The sequence below is a fragment of the Lelliottia sp. SL45 genome (assembly GCF_026672535.1).
Taxonomy (GTDB): domain Bacteria; phylum Pseudomonadota; class Gammaproteobacteria; order Enterobacterales; family Enterobacteriaceae; genus Enterobacter; species Enterobacter nimipressuralis.
The window spans coordinates 2,472,622-2,488,927 of the sequence record NZ_JAPPRH010000003.1 but is presented as its reverse complement, the minus strand read 5'-3'; the positions used below and the strand labels follow the sequence as shown (position 1 = coordinate 2,488,927).

Genomic DNA, 16,306 nt, shown 5'->3' with positions numbered 1-16,306 from the left:
TCGGCCTGCGGTCAGAAACGCTACGCTTAGGTTATGGACAATTATTCAGGAGTGTTATGACCACGCATCTGGTCTGGTTTCGCGCGGATCTGCGCCTTCATGACAACATCGCGCTCGCGGCCGCCTGCCGCTCTCAAGACGCCCGCGTGCTGGCCCTGTTTATCGCCACGCCCGAACAGTGGCGTGAGCACGGCATGGCTCCGCGACAGGCGGCATACCTGCGTGCGCATCTCAATGCCCTGCAGCAGGGGCTGGCGGAGAAGGGCATTCCACTGATTTATGAGGAAGTGAGCGACTTTGCCGCGCAGAGCGACAAAGTGCAGCAGATCTGCGACGCGCACAACGTCACCCATCTTTTTTACAACTATCAGTACGAATTCAACGAGCAGCAGCGCGACCGACAGCTTGAAAACCGGCTTACTACGGTTGTGTGCCAGGGCTTTGACGACAGCGTGATGTTAGCGCCGGGCAGCGTCATGACCGGCAATCACGAGATGTATAAAGTCTTCACCCCGTTCAAAAATGCCTACCTGAAACGCCTGAAAGAGGGGCTACCGGAGTGCGTCGCCGCGCCAGCGGCCCGAGGAGAGGCGCTGACCGTTTCTGCGGAGATCAACGTTGACTACCCTCAGCGCGATTTCGACCCGGACCACTTCCCACCGACCGAAAAGGCCGCGATTGCGCAGTTGCGCCAGTTCTGCAAACAGCAGGCCGCGGAGTATGAAGCACAGCGCGATTTTCCCGCCATCGAAGGTACCAGCCGTTTATCCGCCTGTCTGGCGTTGGGCGTGCTCTCCCCGCGTCAGTGTCTGCACCGCCTGCTGGCCGAACAGCCGCAGGCCCTCGACGGCGGGCCGGGGGCGGTATGGCTTAACGAGCTGATCTGGCGCGAATTCTACCGTCATCTGATGACGTATCATCCTGATTTATGTAAACATCGTCCCTTCATCCGCTGGACGGACAAGGTGCAGTGGCAGCAGGATGACGCCCAGCTACAGGCGTGGCAAAACGGGCAGACGGGCTATCCTATAGTCGATGCGGCCATGCGTCAGCTTAACGAAACGGGGTGGATGCATAACCGCCTGCGGATGATCGTTGCCAGCTTCCTGGTGAAAGACCTGCTGATCGACTGGCGCGCCGGAGAGCGATATTTTATTTCTCAGCTGATCGACGGCGATCTGGCGGCCAATAACGGCGGCTGGCAGTGGGCGGCGTCGACCGGAACGGATGCCGCTCCCTATTTTCGTATTTTTAACCCGACAACCCAGGGACAACGATTTGACGCTACCGGCGAGTTTATCCGCCAGTGGCTACCTGAACTGGCCGACGTGCCGGGAAAATCGATCCATGAACCCTGGGTGTGGGCGGATAAAACGGGTGAAACCCTCGATTATCCGCGCCCGATTGTTGACCATAAACAGGCGCGAGTCGCCACACTGGCGGCCTATGAAGCCGCCCGCAAAGCGTAAGAGAGTAATGATGAAAAACAGCGAACTGGAAACCTTAATCAATGAAAAGCTGAACAGCGCCAGCTTCAGCGACTACGGCCCTAACGGCCTGCAGGTGGAAGGGCGTGAAACGGTGCAAAAGATTGTCACCGGCGTCACGGCGAGCCAGGCCCTGCTGGATGAAGCAGTACGCCTGCAAGCGGATGCGGTGATCGTGCATCACGGCTATTTCTGGAAAAACGAAGCACCGATTATTCGCGGCATGAAGCGCAACCGCCTGAAAACGCTGCTGGCGAACGACATCAATCTGTACGGCTGGCACTTGCCGCTGGACGCGCATCCGGAGCTGGGCAATAACGTTCAGCTCGCTCAGCTGCTCGGCATCACCGTGATGGGTGAAATCGAAGAGCTGCTGCCGTGGGGTGAGCTGTCCATGCCGGTTCCTGGCCTGGAACTTGCTTCCTGGATTGAGGCGCGTCTGGGCCGCCGTCCACTGTGGAGCGGTGATACCGGCCCGGATCTGGTGAAGCGCGTGGCGTGGTGTACCGGCGGCGGCCAGGGCTTTATCGACAATGCGGCGCGCTTTGGCGTCGACGCTTTTATTACCGGTGAAGTGTCCGAGCAGACCATTCACTCTGCCCGCGAGCAGGGGCTGCATTTCTACGCGGCAGGGCACCATGCCACCGAGCGCGGCGGCATCCGCGCCCTGAGCGAATGGCTGACGGAAAATACCGATCTCGACGTGACCTTTATTGATATCCCTAATCCTGCCTGATGAGAGGTGCGTAAGTGCAGCGAGCGCGTTGTTATTTATTAGGCGAAACGGCAGTGGTACTGGAGTTAGAGCCTCCGGTCACGATGACGACGCAAAAAAGGATCTGGCGCTTAACCCAGCGGCTGGGCGAAATCCCTGAAGTGGTCGAGGCCATTCCGGGGATGAACAACATTACCGTGGTGCTGCGCAATCCGCAGTCGGTGGCGCTGGACGCCATCGAGCGGTTGCAGCGCTGGTGGGAGGAGAGCGAGGCGCTGGAGCCGGAGTGGCGATTTATCGAGATCCCGGTGGTGTACGGCAACGCGGCTGGCCCGGATCTGGGCGACGTGGCGCGTCATGCGGGGCTGTCGGAAAAGCAGGTCGTCGAGCTGCATGCCTCGGTGGACTACGTGGTGTGGTTCTTAGGGTTCCAGCCGGGTTTCCCGTATCTCGGCGGATTGCCAGAGCCGCTCCATACGCCACGCCGGGGCGAGCCGCGCCTGATGGTCCCGGCCGGTTCCGTGGGAATTGGCGGGTCGCAGACCGGGGTTTATCCGCTCGCCTCGCCGGGGGGCTGGCAGCTTATCGGCCACACCCCCCAGGCGCTGTTTGATGCTAAACGCGAAGAGCCGGTGCTGTTGCGACCGGGCGATACCGTGCGGTTCGTGCCGCAGAAGGAGGGGGTATGTTGAAGGTGATTCGCGCGGGGTTATACACCTCGGTACAGGACGGCGGGCGCACCGGGCTGCGCCAGTCCGGGGTCAGCTACTGCGGCGCGCTGGACAAACCGGCGTTGCAGATCGCCAACCTGCTGGTGGGCAACGATCCGAATGCCGCAGCGCTGGAGATCACCCTCGGACAGTGCAGCTTTGAATTTGAACGCGACGGCTGGTTTGCCCTGACGGGCGCGGGCTGTGACGCGACGCTTGACGGCGCGGCGGTCTGGACCGGCTGGCGGCTGCAGGTGAAAGCGGGGCAGCGTCTGACGCTTCATCGCCCGACTCACGGCATGCGCAGCTATCTGGCGGTCGGCGGCGGGATTGACGTACCGGAAGTGATGAACTCGTTCAGCACCGATCTCAAAACGGGCATTGGCGGCTTTGAAGGGCGCCTGCTGAAGGATGGCGATAACCTGCCGCTGGGCAGCGAATCACGCCAATTTACCGACGCGCAGGGGGTGAAACAGCTCCTGTGGAGTAACCGCATTCGCGCCCTGCCGGGGCCGGAGTACCATGAGTTTGACCAGGCCTCGCAGGATGCCTTCTGGCGACTGCCGTGGCGGCTCAGCCCGCAGAGTAACCGTATGGGCTACCGTTTGCAGGGCCAGCAGCTGGCGCGTACCACCGATCGTGAAATGGTCTCCCACGGCCTGCTACCGGGCGTTGTCCAGGTGCCGCACAACGGCCAGCCGATTGTGCTGATGAATGATGCTCAGACCACCGGCGGTTATCCGCGTATCGCCTGCATCATTGAAGCCGATATGTACCATCTGGCGCAAATCCCGCTCGGCCAGCCGATCCACTTTGTGCCCTGTACGCTGGAAGAGGCCCTCGACGCGCGCCGTGTGCAGCGGCAATTCATCGAACAACTGGCATGGAGGTTGAATGATCGTCGTTGATTTAAATGCGGATCTGGGTGAAGGCTGCGGGAGCGATGCCGAGCTACTGACGCTGGTGTCGTCGGCCAATATTGCCTGTGGCTTTCACGCCGGGGATGCGCAGACCATGCGCGAAAGCGTGCGAGGCGCGTTAAAAAACGGCGTGGCGATAGGTGCCCACCCGAGCTTTCCCGATCGGGAGAACTTCGGGCGCACGGCCATGAATCTGCCGCCAGAAACGGTTTACGCCCAAATACTGTACCAGATTGGTGCGCTGGCGGCGATTGCCCGCGCCGAAGGGGGGCAACTGCGTCACGTGAAACCTCACGGGATGCTCTACAACCAGGCGGCGAAAGACGCGCAGCTGGCTGACGCTATCGCCCGCGCGGTGCATGCGGTGGACGGCAATCTGATTCTGGTAGGGCTGGCGGGGAGCGAGCTGATCCGCGCCGGTGAGCGTTTTAGCCTGGTGACCCGCGAAGAGGTGTTTGCCGATCGCGGCTATCGGGCCGACGGCAGCCTGGTGCCGCGCAGCGAGCCGGGGGCGCTGATTGCCGATGAAGAGCAGGCGCTGGCGCAAACTCTGGACATGGTGCAGCAGGGGCGGGTGAAAAGTACGAGCGGTGAATGGGCCTCTGTGCGCGCGCAGACGGTGTGCCTGCACGGAGATGGCGAACACGCGCTGGCATTTGCCCGTCGCTTGCGCGCGGAATTTGAGTTAAATAATATAAAAATCAGTACCTAAAGCACAAAACGCAAACACAACAAAACGCTATACAACAACAGGAAGGACAACATGGCAGAGACGCTTTCACTCTGGCCACTCATCGGTATTGCGGTGATCGTGGTCGGGTTTATCTTACGTTTTAATCCGGTGCTGGTGGTGATTGTCGCCGGGATTGTCACCGGTGTGGCGGCGAATATGCCGGTCGCAACTATCCTCGAAAAGCTGGGCGAAGGGTTCCTGAATACCCGTAATCTGCCTTATATCCTGCTGATCCCGCTGGCCGTTATTGGCCTCCTGGAACGTCACGGTCTGAAAGAGCGCGCGCAGGCGTGGATTGCCAAAATCCACAGCGCCACCGCGGGGCGACTGCTGATTGTCTATCTGTTTGTGCGTGAAGCGACGGCGGCGATGGGGCTGACCAGCCTGGGCGGCCATCCGCAAATGGTGCGACCGCTGCTGGCTCCAATGGCGGAAGGGGCTGCGGAGAAAAAATACGGCGAACTGCCGGGCGCGGTGCGCTATCGCCTGAGGGCGATGTCGGCGGCGACGGACAACGTCGGGCTGTTCTTCGGTGAAGATATCTTTGTCGCCTTCGGGGCGATCATCTTTATGCATAACTTTATGCTGGAGTCCGGCGGAATTCAGACCGAGCCGCTGCACATTGCGCTGTGGGGCATTCCGACGGCAGTCTGCGCCTTTATTATCCACGCCACCCGCCTGTGGCGACTGGACAAGCATCTTGAACGCGAGCTGGCGAAAACCGCGCACACGCAGGGAGATGCCTCATGAATTTCCAGCAAAGTTATCTCTACTGGCTGGCAGGGCTGATCCTGCTGATCGTCGCCGTGATGTCGTTTCGCGATAAAGCGAACCCGCGTCGCATCACTACCGGCCTGTTCTGGGGCGTGTACGGCCTGATATTCCTGCTCGGTGACTGGACGTATCAGCTGGTGGGCGATAAGCGCACCGTGCATATTGCGGTCGGTCTGGCGGTGGTTGGGCTGGCGCTGATGGCCGGTTTTGGCGGCGTGCGGCTGGGCAGCTATCACCAGCGTAAACCCGAAGAGCGGGAGGCCAGCGCGAAGCGGCTCGGCAACCGCCTGTTCTATCCGGCGTTAGCCATTCCTGTGGTGACGGTGGTGGGCGTGTTGATGTTCAACCATGTGCCTGGATTGCAGGAAAATCTGTTCGGACCGGGTAACCATTCGACGCTGGTGACGCTGTTCTCGATGACCGCCGGGTCGCTGATTGGCCTCGCAATGGCGGTTAAAATGACGCACGAAAAAGTGCATCAGCCGTTGCAGGAGGCGCGCCGACTGCTGGATTCCATCGGCTGGGCGTTTATCCTGCCGCAGATTCTGGCGACGCTGGGCCTGCTCTTTACCGCCGCTGGCGTGGGCGATGGCATCTCCTGGCTGACGAAAAGCTACCTGGCGGTGGACAGCCGCTTTATCGCCGTGGCGGTGTACACGATCGGCATGGCGCTGCTCACGATGGTGATGGGCAATGCGTTTGCGGCGTTCCCGATCGTGACGGCGGGGATCGGCATCCCGATCCTGGTGCTGCAGCATGGCGGTAACCCGGCGGTGATGGCGGCGATTGGCATGTTCTCCGGCTACTGCGGAACGCTGATGACGCCAATGGCGGCGAACTTCAACATCGTGCCTGCCGCGCTGCTGGAGCTGCCGGATAAAAATGCGGTAATCAAAGCGCAGGTGCCGACCGGCGTGCTGCTGCTGATTGCCAACGTGTTCCTGTTGTACTTCCTGATGTTCCTGTAAGGAGAGACGATGCGTAACGTATTAGTCACCGGTTTTGAGCCGTTCGGCGGCGAGACCGTTAACCCTTCGTGGGAAGTGGTCAGGCAGCTTGAGGGGAGTATCATCGACAGCTGTCGCGTGGTGACGCGCCAGTTACCTTGCGTTTTTGGCGAGTCGTTAAGCGTGCTGAATGCGGCTATCGATGAACTTGAACCTGCGGTGGTGATCGCGGTCGGACAGGCGGGCGGTCGTGTGGATGTGACCGTCGAGCGCGTCGCCATTAACGTGGACGACGCCAGGATTGCCGATAATCACGGCCAGCAGCCGATTGATGTGGCGATCGTCCCGGACGGTCCCGCGGCGTGGTTCAGTTCGCTGCCGATCAAAGCGATGGTGGCGGCGATGCGCGAGAAGGGGATCCCCGCCTCCGTTTCGCAGACGGCGGGCACCTTCGTCTGTAACCACGTCATGTACGGGCTGCTGCATAAAATCAGTGAAAAAACCGCAGTGAAGGGTGGATTTATCCATATTCCGTACCTGCCTGAACAGGCCGCAGCCCATCCGGGCGCACCGAGTATGGCGGCGCACACGGTGAAAGCAGCGCTGATCGTGGCGGTCGAAGTGGCCCTGCGCCAGGCGTCTGACGTGAAAATCGTGGGCGGCGCGACGCACTAAACAAAGGAAGATAAGATGCCAGAAGGTCCGGAGATCCGCCGCGCGGCGGATAGCCTGGAGGCGGCGATAAAGGGCAAACCACTGACTGATGCGTGGTTTGCTTTCCCTCAGTTAAAACCGTATGAAACGCAGTTGATCGGGCAAACCGTGACGCACATCGAGACGCGGGGCAAAGCGTTGCTGACCCATTTCAGCCATAACCTGACGTTATATAGCCACAACCAGCTTTATGGCGTCTGGCGAGTGATCAATGTGGGTGAGCAACCGCAAACTAATCGTGTCTTGCGCGTCAGATTGCAGACGGCGGAGAAGGCTATTTTGCTCTACAGCGCGTCGGATATCGAGATGTTAACGCCGGAGCAACTGCTCACTCACCCGTTCCTGCAACGGGTCGGGCCGGACGTGCTGGATATGCGCCTGACCGCAGAAACTGTGAAAACTCGGCTGCTGTCGCCTGCCTTTCGCAACCGACAGTTTTCCGGGCTGCTGCTCGATCAGGCGTTTCTCGCCGGGCTAGGTAACTATCTGCGCGTTGAAATTCTGTGGGAAGTGGGGCTGGCAGGTCAGCGAAAAGCGTCGCAGCTCAATGAGAGACAGCTCGATGCGCTGTCTCATGCCTTGCTGGAGATCCCGCGCCTTTCCTACAACACGCGCGGCGTGGTGGATGATAAAAAACATCACGGGGCGCTGTTCCGCTTTAAGGTGTTTCATCGGGAAGGAAAGCCGTGCGAGCGGTGCGGCGGGGCGATTGAACGAACGATGTTGTCGTCGCGACCGTTTTACTGGTGCCCGGCGTGCCAACAATAAAAACAAAACGGTAACCCGAAGGTTACCGTTTATGGTATTAGCGTCCTCTCCAGTGTGAAGAAGATTAAGGTGCGGGCAGCAGGCCGCACCTCATCGCGCTTATTTGGTTTTCACATCAGACTTAAAATCACGCTGGTCGTAGCCGGTATACAGCTGACGTGGACGCGCGATTTTCATGCCTTCGCTGTGCATTTCGTTCCAGTGTGCAATCCAGCCGACGGTACGTGCCATCGCGAAGATCACGGTAAACATGGAAGACGGAATGCCCATCGCTTTCAGAATAATGCCAGAGTAGAAATCGACGTTCGGGTACAGTTTCTTCTCGATGAAGTACGGGTCGTTCAGCGCGATATGTTCCAGCTCCATCGCTACTTCCAGCAGATCATCTTTGGTGCCCAGCTCTTTCAGCACTTCGTGGCAGGTTTCACGCATCACGGTGGCGCGCGGGTCATAGTTTTTGTAAACACGGTGACCGAAGCCCATCAGGCGGAAGGAGTCGTTCTTATCTTTCGCACGACGCACGAACTCTGGAATGTGCTCAACGGAGCTGATCTCTTCCAGCATCTTCAGTGCCGCTTCGTTAGCACCACCGTGCGCCGGTCCCCACAGGGAGGCGATACCGGCAGCGATACAGGCGAACGGGTTCGCGCCTGAAGAGCCTGCGGTACGGACGGTAGAGGTCGATGCGTTCTGTTCGTGATCGGCGTGCAGGATCAGAATACGGTCCATGGCGCGCTCAAGCACCGGGTTAACCTCGTAGGTTTCGCACGGTGTGGAGAACATCATGTTCAGGAAGTTGCCTGAATAGGAGAGGTCGTTACGCGGGTAAACAAAGGGCTGGCCGATGGAGTATTTGTAACACATCGCCGCCATGGTTGGCATTTTGGACAGCAGACGGAACGCCGCGATATCGCGATGGCGTGGGTTATTCACGTCCAGAGAGTCGTGGTAGAACGCGGCCAGTGCGCCGGTAATCCCGCACATGACGGCCATCGGATGTGAATCACGACGGAATGCATGGAACAGACGGGTAATCTGCTCATGGATCATGGTGTGGCGGGTAACGGTGGTTCTGAACTCATCGTATTGTTCCTGCGTCGGTTTTTCGCCGTTCAGCAGGATGTAGCACACTTCCAGATAGTTGGATTCGGTGGCTAACTGATCGATGGGGAAACCGCGGTGGAGCAGGATACCTTCGTCACCGTCAATGTAGGTGATTTTGGATTCGCAAGATGCGGTAGAGGTGAAACCAGGGTCAAAGGTGAATACTCCTTTGGAACCCAGTGTACGGATATCAATAACATCCTGACCGAGCGTGCCTTTTAGCACATCCAGTTCAATAGCAGTGTCACCGTTTAGGGTGAGCTTTGCCTTTGTATCAGCCATTTACGGTCTCCTTAGCGCCTTATGCTTAAGACCACGTTTTTACCAACTTGCTTTCAGCTGTTTATCACATCGTTACCGGTTTGTTATTTGGCTTACCGCTCAGCTCGCGAGGAGGAACCAGGGTACAGAGCTATGGCGCCTTGCAGGTAAACGTGTGAAAAATCAGAGAAACAACAGCAAATCAGTGTCTTCGCAGTCCGAATTATTCAAACCTGTATACCACTAATAACTGTCCTGATAACTTCGGTCAATACCATCACACTGTTACATAACTAAATCTCAGGTGAAAGAGAGACCTCATAACTTTTGCGCATTATATGCCTTTTCTGCTGTAGTTTGTAACAATAATGTTTAATCTTTGTCAAATCCGATGATTAAAATTTAAAATAATGTTGTTATCGTGACTCTGATCACTGTTCCGCATAAAACCCGACAAACTGTATGTAGGTTAATTGTAATGGTTTTGTGAACGACCTATACTGCCGCCAGGTCTCCGGAACACCCTGCAATCCCGAGCCACCCAGCGTTGTAACGTGTCGTTTTAGCATTTGGAAGCAATGTTTACCATGACGCGCAGTTATAGATATGGACGCTGCTTGACCCGCACGCAGACCGGAGGAAGGAAATCCCGTCGTCTTTCACGCTACAGGTGTGTTGGCTGCGTCAGGTCACCCCGGTCACACAGTTTACTGTGATGCAGGGGATTCCCGGACTTGCCGCCTTCCTGTAACGCGAATTCAAAGGGAATTATAAGAACAGCATGTGGGCGTTATTCATGATAAGAAATGTGAAAAAACAAAGACCTGTCAATCTGGATCTCAAAACGATCCGATTCCCCGTAACGGCAATAGCGTCCATTCTGCACCGTGTGTCCGGTGTGATCACGTTTGTGGCGGTCGGCATTCTGCTGTGGTTACTGGGTACCAGCCTCTCTTCTCCTGAAGGATTCCTCCAGGCCTCTGCCATTATGAGCAGCTTCTTCGTGAAATTTATCATGTGGGGCATTCTGACGGCGCTGGCATACCACGTTGTGGTGGGTGTTCGCCATCTGCTGATGGATTTTGGCTATCTGGAAGAAACCTTCGAAGCAGGTAAACGTTCTGCCAATATTTCATTTGTGATTACTGTCGTGCTTTCAATTCTTGCAGGAGTCCTCGTATGGTAAGCAACGCCTCCGCATTAGGACGCAACGGCGTACATGACTTCATTCTGGTCCGCGCTACTGCCATCGTCCTCACGCTTTACATCATCTACATGATCGGTTTCTTTGCGACCAGCGGCGAGCTGACGTGGGAAATCTGGAGCGGGTTCTTCGGATCTGCCTTCACCAAAGTGTTCACCCTGCTGGCTCTGTTCTCCATCCTTATTCATGCCTGGATTGGCATGTGGCAGGTGTTGACCGATTACGTTAAACCGTTAGGCGTTCGCTTGCCGCTGCAACTCCTGATTGTTGTGGCTCTGGTGGTTTACGTTATTTATGGATTTGTTGTGGTGTGGGGTGTGTGATGAAACTGCCAGTCAGAGAATTTGATGCTGTTGTGATTGGTGCCGGTGGCGCAGGTATGCGCGCGGCGCTGCAAATTTCCCAGAGCGGCCAGACCTGTGCGCTGCTCTCTAAAGTGTTCCCGACCCGTTCCCATACCGTGTCTGCGCAGGGTGGTATCACCGTGGCGCTCGGTAATACCCATGAAGATAACTGGGAATGGCATATGTATGACACGGTGAAAGGCTCCGATTACATCGGTGACCAGGACGCCATCGAATATATGTGTAAAACCGGCCCGGAAGCGATTCTGGAGCTAGACCATATGGGTTTGCCGTTCTCCCGCCTGGAAGATGGCACGATTTATCAGCGTCCGTTTGGCGGCCAGTCGAAAAACTTCGGCGGCGAGCAGGCGGCACGTACTGCGGCAGCGGCTGACCGTACCGGTCACGCGCTGTTGCACACCCTGTATCAGCAGAACCTGAAAAACCACACCACGATTTTCTCCGAGTGGTATGCGCTGGATCTGGTGAAAAACGAAGATGGCGCAGTGGTGGGTTGTACCGCGCTGTGCATCGAAACCGGTGAAGTGGTCTACTTCAAAGCCCGCGCGACCGTGCTGGCGACCGGCGGCGCAGGCCGTATTTACCAGTCCACCACCAATGCCCACATCAACACCGGTGACGGCGTTGGTATGGCGATCCGCGCAGGTGTGCCTGTGCAGGATATGGAAATGTGGCAGTTCCACCCGACCGGCATCGCTGGTGCGGGCGTTCTGGTTACTGAAGGCTGCCGTGGTGAAGGCGGTTACCTGCTGAACAAACATGGCGAGCGCTTCATGGAGCGTTATGCCCCGAATGCGAAAGACCTGGCGGGTCGTGACGTGGTGGCGCGTTCCATCATGATCGAAATCCGTGAAGGTCGCGGCTGCGATGGTCCGTGGGGCCCGCACGCGAAACTGAAACTGGATCACCTGGGTAAAGACGTTCTGGAGTCCCGTCTGCCGGGCATCCTGGAGCTGTCGCGCACCTTCGCGCACGTTGACCCGGTGAAAGAGCCGATTCCGGTTATCCCAACCTGTCACTATATGATGGGGGGTATTCCGACCAAAGTGACCGGTCAGGCGCTGACCGTGAGCGAGCAGGGTGAAGACGTGGTGATTCCGGGTCTGTTCGCGGTTGGCGAAATCGCCTGCGTGTCGGTTCACGGTGCCAACCGTCTGGGCGGCAACTCGTTGCTCGACCTGGTGGTGTTTGGTCGTGCGGTCGGTTTACATCTGCAAGAGTCCATCGCCGAGCAGGGCGATCTGCGCGATGCCCGTGAATCGGATATCGAAGCCTCTCTCGAACGTCTTAACCGCTGGAACGGCAACCGTGATGGCGAAGATCCGGTCGAAATCCGCAAAGCGCTGCAAGAGTGTATGCAGCACAACTTCTCGGTATTCCGTGAAGGCGATGCGATGGCTAAAGGCCTTGAGCAGCTGAAAGCGATTCGTGAGCGTCTGAAAAATGCTCGTCTGGACGATACCTCCAGCGAGTTCAACACGCAGCGCGTCGAATGCCTTGAGCTGGATAACCTGATGGAAACTGCCTATGCAACGGCCGTCTCCGCAAACTTCCGCACCGAAAGCCGTGGCGCCCATAGCCGCTTCGACTTCCCGGATCGTGACGACGAAAACTGGCTGTGCCATTCCCTGTATCTGCCAGAGTCGGAATCTATGACGCGACGTCAAGTCAACATGGAACCGAAACTGCGTCCGGCGTTCCCGCCGAAGATTCGTACCTATTAATGCGGAGACAGGATAATGAAACTCGAATTCTCAGTTTATCGTTATAACCCGGATGTTGATGACGCTCCGCATATGCAGGATTACACCCTGGAAGCGGAAGAAGGTCGTGACATGATGCTGCTTGATGCGTTAATGCAGCTGAAAGAACAGGACCCAACACTGTCGTTTCGTCGTTCCTGCCGTGAAGGGGTTTGTGGCTCCGACGGCGTGAACATGAACGGCAAAAATGGCCTGGCCTGTATCACCCCAATTTCAGCGCTACAGCGTTCAGGACAGAAAATTGTGATTCGTCCTCTGCCTGGCCTGCCGGTCGTTCGCGATTTGGTGGTGGACATGGGGCAATTCTATGCACAATATGAGAAGATTAAGCCTTACTTGTTGAATAATGGGCAAAATCCACCCGCTCGCGAGCATTTACAGTCGCCAGAGCAGCGTGAAAAACTCGATGGTCTGTATGAGTGTATTCTCTGTGCATGCTGTTCGACCTCTTGCCCGTCCTTCTGGTGGAACCCGGACAAGTTTATCGGCCCGGCTGGCCTGCTGGCCGCGTATCGCTTCCTGATTGACAGCCGCGATACCGAAACCGACAGTCGCCTTGAAGGATTAAGTGATGCTTTCAGCGTATTCCGCTGCCATAGCATCATGAACTGCGTCAGTGTATGTCCTAAGGGGCTGAACCCGACGCGCGCCATCGGCCATATTAAGTCGATGCTGTTGCAGCGCAGTGCCTAAGTAATACCGCCGGATGGCGCTCCGCTTATCCGGCCTACTTTTATGTAGGCCAGTAAGCGGAACGCCACCGGGCAAAGAGACATTGTAGGAAACCTCTAAAAACTGCCCTGACAGGCAATAATTGAGGCGTTCAGAGCGAGGCACGGTGCTGTTGACCGAAGTGGGTGAAAACCGCAACGACAGTGCCGCCTGAACGACGAAGATTATACAGACAGTTTTTAAAGGTTCCTTCGCGAGCCCAAGACAACATAAGAGCTCGCAGGTGAACCCCGGCACGTACACGAGGTGTGCGTGGTAGTTTCTACGGCGAAATAAGCATAAAAATGCTTAAGGGATCACGATGCAGAACGGCGCAATGAAAGCCTGGCTGGACTCTTCTTTCCTCTCTGGTGCAAACCAAAGCTGGATCGAACAGCTCTATGAAGACTTCTTAACCGATCCTGACTCAGTGGACGCTAACTGGCGTTCCATGTTCCAGCAGTTACCTGGCACTGGGGTCAAACCGGATCAATTCCATTCCAAAACACGTGATTATTTCCGTCGTCTGGCGAAGGATGCCTCACGTTACTCTTCCTCGATCTCTGACCCTGACACCAATGTGAAGCAGGTTAAAGTCCTGCAGCTCATCAATGCTTATCGCTTCCGTGGTCACCAGCATGCGAACCTCGATCCGCTGGGACTGTGGAAACAAGAACGTGTGGCGGATCTCGATCCGGCGTATCACGATCTGACCGAGGCAGATTTCCAGGAAAGCTTTAACGTCGGCTCTTTTGCCAGCGGCAAAGACACGATGAAGCTGGGAGAGCTGCTTGAGGCGCTCAAACAAACCTACTGCGGCTCCATCGGCGCAGAGTACATGCACATCACCTCCACGGACGAAAAACGCTGGATCCAGCAGCGCATTGAGTCGGTGACAGGCCACGCCAGCTTTAGCGTTGAAGAGAAAAAACGCTTCCTGAGCGAACTGACCGCAGCAGAAGGTCTGGAGCGTTACCTCGGTGCTAAATTCCCGGGTGCAAAACGCTTCTCCCTGGAAGGCGGCGATGCGTTAGTGCCGATGCTGAAAGAGCTGATCCGCCATGCGGGCAACAGCGGCACCCGTGAAGTGGTGCTGGGTATGGCGCACCGTGGGCGTCTGAACGTGCTGGTCAACGTGCTGGGTAAAAAACCGCAGGACCTGTTCGACGAATTCGCGGGCAAACATAAAGAACATCTCGGTACCGGCGACGTGAAGTACCACATGGGCTTCTCATCGGATATCGAAACGCAGGGCGGTCTGGTTCACCTGGCGCTGGCGTTTAACCCGTCGCACCTGGAAATCGTAAGCCCGGTGGTGATCGGTTCCGTGCGTGCGCGTCTGGATCGTCTGGACGAGCCAAGCAGCAACAAAGTGCTGCCAATCACCATTCACGGTGATGCGGCGGTAACCGGGCAGGGCGTCGTTCAGGAAACCCTGAACATGTCTAAAGCGCGTGGATACGAAGTGGGCGGTACCGTTCGCATCGTCATCAACAACCAGGTGGGCTTCACCACCTCGAACCCGCTGGATGCACGCTCTACGCCGTACTGTACTGACATCGGTAAAATGGTGCAGGCGCCAATCTTCCACGTGAACGCGGATGATCCGGAAGCTGTTGCTTTCGTTACCCGTCTGGCGCTGGACTTCCGTAACACCTTCAAACGCGATGTGTTCATCGACCTGTTCTGCTATCGCCGTCATGGCCATAACGAAGCGGACGAGCCGAGTGCAACCCAGCCGCTGATGTACCAGAAAATCAAAAAGCATCCGACGCCACGTAAGATCTACGCTGACAAACTGGAAGCCGACAAAATTGCGACCCTGGAAGATGCGACCGAGCTGGTTAATCTTTACCGCGATGCGCTGGATGCTGGTGAGTGCGTAGTGAAAGAGCTGCGTCCGATGAACATGCACTCCTTTACCTGGTCGCCGTACCTCAACCACGAGTGGGATGAGAGCTACCCGAACAAGGTCGAAATGAAGCGTCTGCAGGAGCTGGCTAAACGTATCAGCACGGTACCAGAAGCGATTGAAATGCAGTCTCGCGTGCAGAAAATCTACTCCGACCGTCAGTCAATGGCGTCCGGCGAGAAGCTGTTCGACTGGGGGGGCGCTGAGAACCTGGCGTACGCGACGCTGGTTGACGAAGGCATTCCGGTGCGTCTGTCCGGTGAAGATGCGGGCCGTGGGACCTTCTTCCACCGTCACGCGGTTATTCACAACCAGACCAACGGTTCAACGTACACCCCGCTGCAGCACGTGCATAACGGTCAGGGCCAGTTCAAGGTCTGGGACTCCGTGCTGTCCGAAGAAGCGGTACTGGCGTTTGAATACGGCTATGCCACCGCAGAGCCGCGCACCCTGACTATCTGGGAAGCGCAGTTCGGTGACTTTGCTAACGGTGCGCAGGTTGTTATCGACCAGTTCATCAGCTCCGGCGAGCAAAAATGGGGCCGTATGTGTGGCCTGGTGATGCTGCTGCCACACGGCTACGAAGGGCAGGGTCCGGAGCACTCCTCCGCGCGTCTGGAACGTTATCTGCAGCTCTGCGCTGAGCAGAACATGCAGGTCTGCGTGCCATCTACGCCAGCACAGGTTTACCACATGCTGCGTCGTCAGGCGCTGCGCGGTATGCGCCGTCCGCTGGTGGTGATGTCACCGAAATCTCTGCTGCGTCATCCGCTGGCGGTTTCCAGCCTGGATGAGCTGGCGAACGGGACCTTCCAGCCAGCGATTGGTGAGATTGACGAGCTGGATCCGCAGGCCGTGAAGCGCGTTGTGATGTGTTCTGGTAAGGTTTATTTCGACCTGCTGGAACAGCGCCGCAAAAAAGATCAGAAAGATGTCGCCATCGTGCGTATCGAGCAGCTTTATCCGTTCCCGCATCAGTCGGTGCAGGAAGCGTTGAAACCGTACGCACACGTGCATGATTTTGTCTGGTGCCAGGAAGAGCCGCTCAACCAGGGCGCATGGTACTGCAGCCAGCATCATTTCCGTGATGTGATTCCATTTGGGTCTGCCCTGCGTTACGCAGGTCGCCCGGCCTCCGCCTCTCCGGCGGTAGGGTATATGTCCGTTCACCAGAAGCAACAGCAAGATCTGGTGAATGACGCGCTGAACGTCGAATAA

15 protein-coding genes and 1 pseudogene are annotated in these 16,306 nt (G+C 57.1%); 14 read left to right on the top strand and 2 right to left on the bottom strand.

Features of this window, described 5'->3' with window-relative positions; genetic code table 11:
• The first annotated feature begins 56 nt into the window (after window positions 1-56).
• From phrB to nei, 9 genes are read left to right on the top strand one after another with little or no spacing between them, the layout of a single operon-like run.
• The gene (gene phrB / locus OVA10_RS18235; protein WP_268196564.1) at window positions 57-1,469 is read left to right on the top strand and encodes a deoxyribodipyrimidine photo-lyase; all 1,413 of its coding nucleotides are present in this window, start codon (window positions 57-59) and stop codon (window positions 1,467-1,469) included.
• A gap of 10 nt (window positions 1,470-1,479) precedes the next feature.
• The gene (locus tag OVA10_RS18230; RefSeq protein WP_100777187.1) at window positions 1,480-2,223 is read left to right on the top strand and encodes a type 2 GTP cyclohydrolase I; all 744 of its coding nucleotides are present in this window, start codon (window positions 1,480-1,482) and stop codon (window positions 2,221-2,223) included.
• Between the two features lie 14 nt (window positions 2,224-2,237).
• Window positions 2,238-2,894, top strand: coding sequence for a 5-oxoprolinase subunit PxpB (gene pxpB / locus OVA10_RS18225; protein WP_268196563.1), 657 nt, complete (start codon window positions 2,238-2,240; stop codon window positions 2,892-2,894).
• Window positions 2,888-3,820 carry a 5-oxoprolinase subunit PxpC gene (pxpC, locus tag OVA10_RS18220; RefSeq protein ID WP_100777185.1) on the top strand — a complete coding sequence of 311 codons (933 nt, stop codon included), beginning with the start codon at window positions 2,888-2,890 and terminating at the stop codon, window positions 3,818-3,820. Before pxpB ends, pxpC begins: the two co-directional genes overlap by 7 nt.
• Complete coding sequence (gene pxpA, locus OVA10_RS18215) at window positions 3,810-4,544, top strand: 5-oxoprolinase subunit PxpA (protein ID WP_268196910.1); 735 nt, start codon at window positions 3,810-3,812, stop codon at window positions 4,542-4,544. The genes pxpC and pxpA overlap by 11 nt, the downstream gene beginning before the upstream one ends.
• Window positions 4,545-4,595: 51 nt before the next feature.
• Complete coding sequence (locus tag OVA10_RS18210) at window positions 4,596-5,315, top strand: DUF969 domain-containing protein (protein WP_102104153.1); 720 nt, start codon at window positions 4,596-4,598, stop codon at window positions 5,313-5,315.
• A complete protein-coding gene (locus OVA10_RS18205) occupies window positions 5,312-6,307 on the top strand; it encodes a DUF979 domain-containing protein (RefSeq protein ID WP_268196562.1) in 996 nt (331 codons plus the stop codon). The genes OVA10_RS18210 and OVA10_RS18205 overlap by 4 nt, the downstream gene beginning before the upstream one ends.
• A 9-nt stretch (window positions 6,308-6,316) precedes the next feature.
• A complete protein-coding gene (pcp, locus tag OVA10_RS18200) occupies window positions 6,317-6,961 on the top strand; it encodes a pyroglutamyl-peptidase I (RefSeq protein WP_268196561.1) in 645 nt (214 codons plus the stop codon).
• A 15-nt stretch (window positions 6,962-6,976) separates the two neighbouring features.
• Window positions 6,977-7,768, top strand: a complete 792-nt coding sequence (gene nei / locus OVA10_RS18195; protein WP_268196560.1) for an endonuclease VIII — start codon at window positions 6,977-6,979, stop codon at window positions 7,766-7,768.
• A 99-nt stretch (window positions 7,769-7,867) separates the two neighbouring features.
• On the opposite strand, the gene OVA10_RS18190 is transcribed toward nei, so the two are convergent.
• A complete protein-coding gene (locus OVA10_RS18190) occupies window positions 7,868-9,154 on the bottom strand; it encodes a citrate synthase (protein WP_102104149.1) in 1,287 nt (428 codons plus the stop codon).
• A 206-nt stretch (window positions 9,155-9,360) separates the two neighbouring features.
• Window positions 9,361-9,423, bottom strand: a pseudogene (locus tag OVA10_RS26180) (hypothetical protein); the annotation flags it as partial.
• Between the two features lie 491 nt (window positions 9,424-9,914).
• Between OVA10_RS26180 and sdhC the strand changes: the two are divergent.
• The 5 genes from sdhC to sucA all read left to right on the top strand — a co-directional run bounded on the left by sdhC (window position 9,915) and on the right by sucA (window position 16,306).
• On the top strand, window positions 9,915-10,319 hold the full coding sequence (gene sdhC, locus OVA10_RS18185; protein WP_164971833.1) for a succinate dehydrogenase cytochrome b556 subunit: 405 nt from the start codon (window positions 9,915-9,917) through the stop codon (window positions 10,317-10,319).
• A complete protein-coding gene (gene sdhD, locus OVA10_RS18180) occupies window positions 10,313-10,660 on the top strand; it encodes a succinate dehydrogenase membrane anchor subunit (protein WP_100777177.1) in 348 nt (115 codons plus the stop codon). Before sdhC ends, sdhD begins: the two co-directional genes overlap by 7 nt.
• On the top strand, window positions 10,660-12,426 hold the full coding sequence (gene sdhA, locus OVA10_RS18175; RefSeq protein WP_268196559.1) for a succinate dehydrogenase flavoprotein subunit: 1,767 nt from the start codon (window positions 10,660-10,662) through the stop codon (window positions 12,424-12,426). Before sdhD ends, sdhA begins: the two co-directional genes overlap by 1 nt.
• Before the next feature lie 15 nt (window positions 12,427-12,441).
• Entirely contained in the window at window positions 12,442-13,158 is a 717-nt protein-coding gene (locus OVA10_RS18170) for a succinate dehydrogenase iron-sulfur subunit (RefSeq protein ID WP_100777175.1), read from the top strand.
• A gap of 340 nt (window positions 13,159-13,498) precedes the next feature.
• Window positions 13,499-16,306: a 2-oxoglutarate dehydrogenase E1 component gene (sucA, locus tag OVA10_RS18165; protein WP_100777174.1), complete on the top strand. Its 2,808-nt coding sequence runs from the start codon at window positions 13,499-13,501 to the stop codon at window positions 16,304-16,306.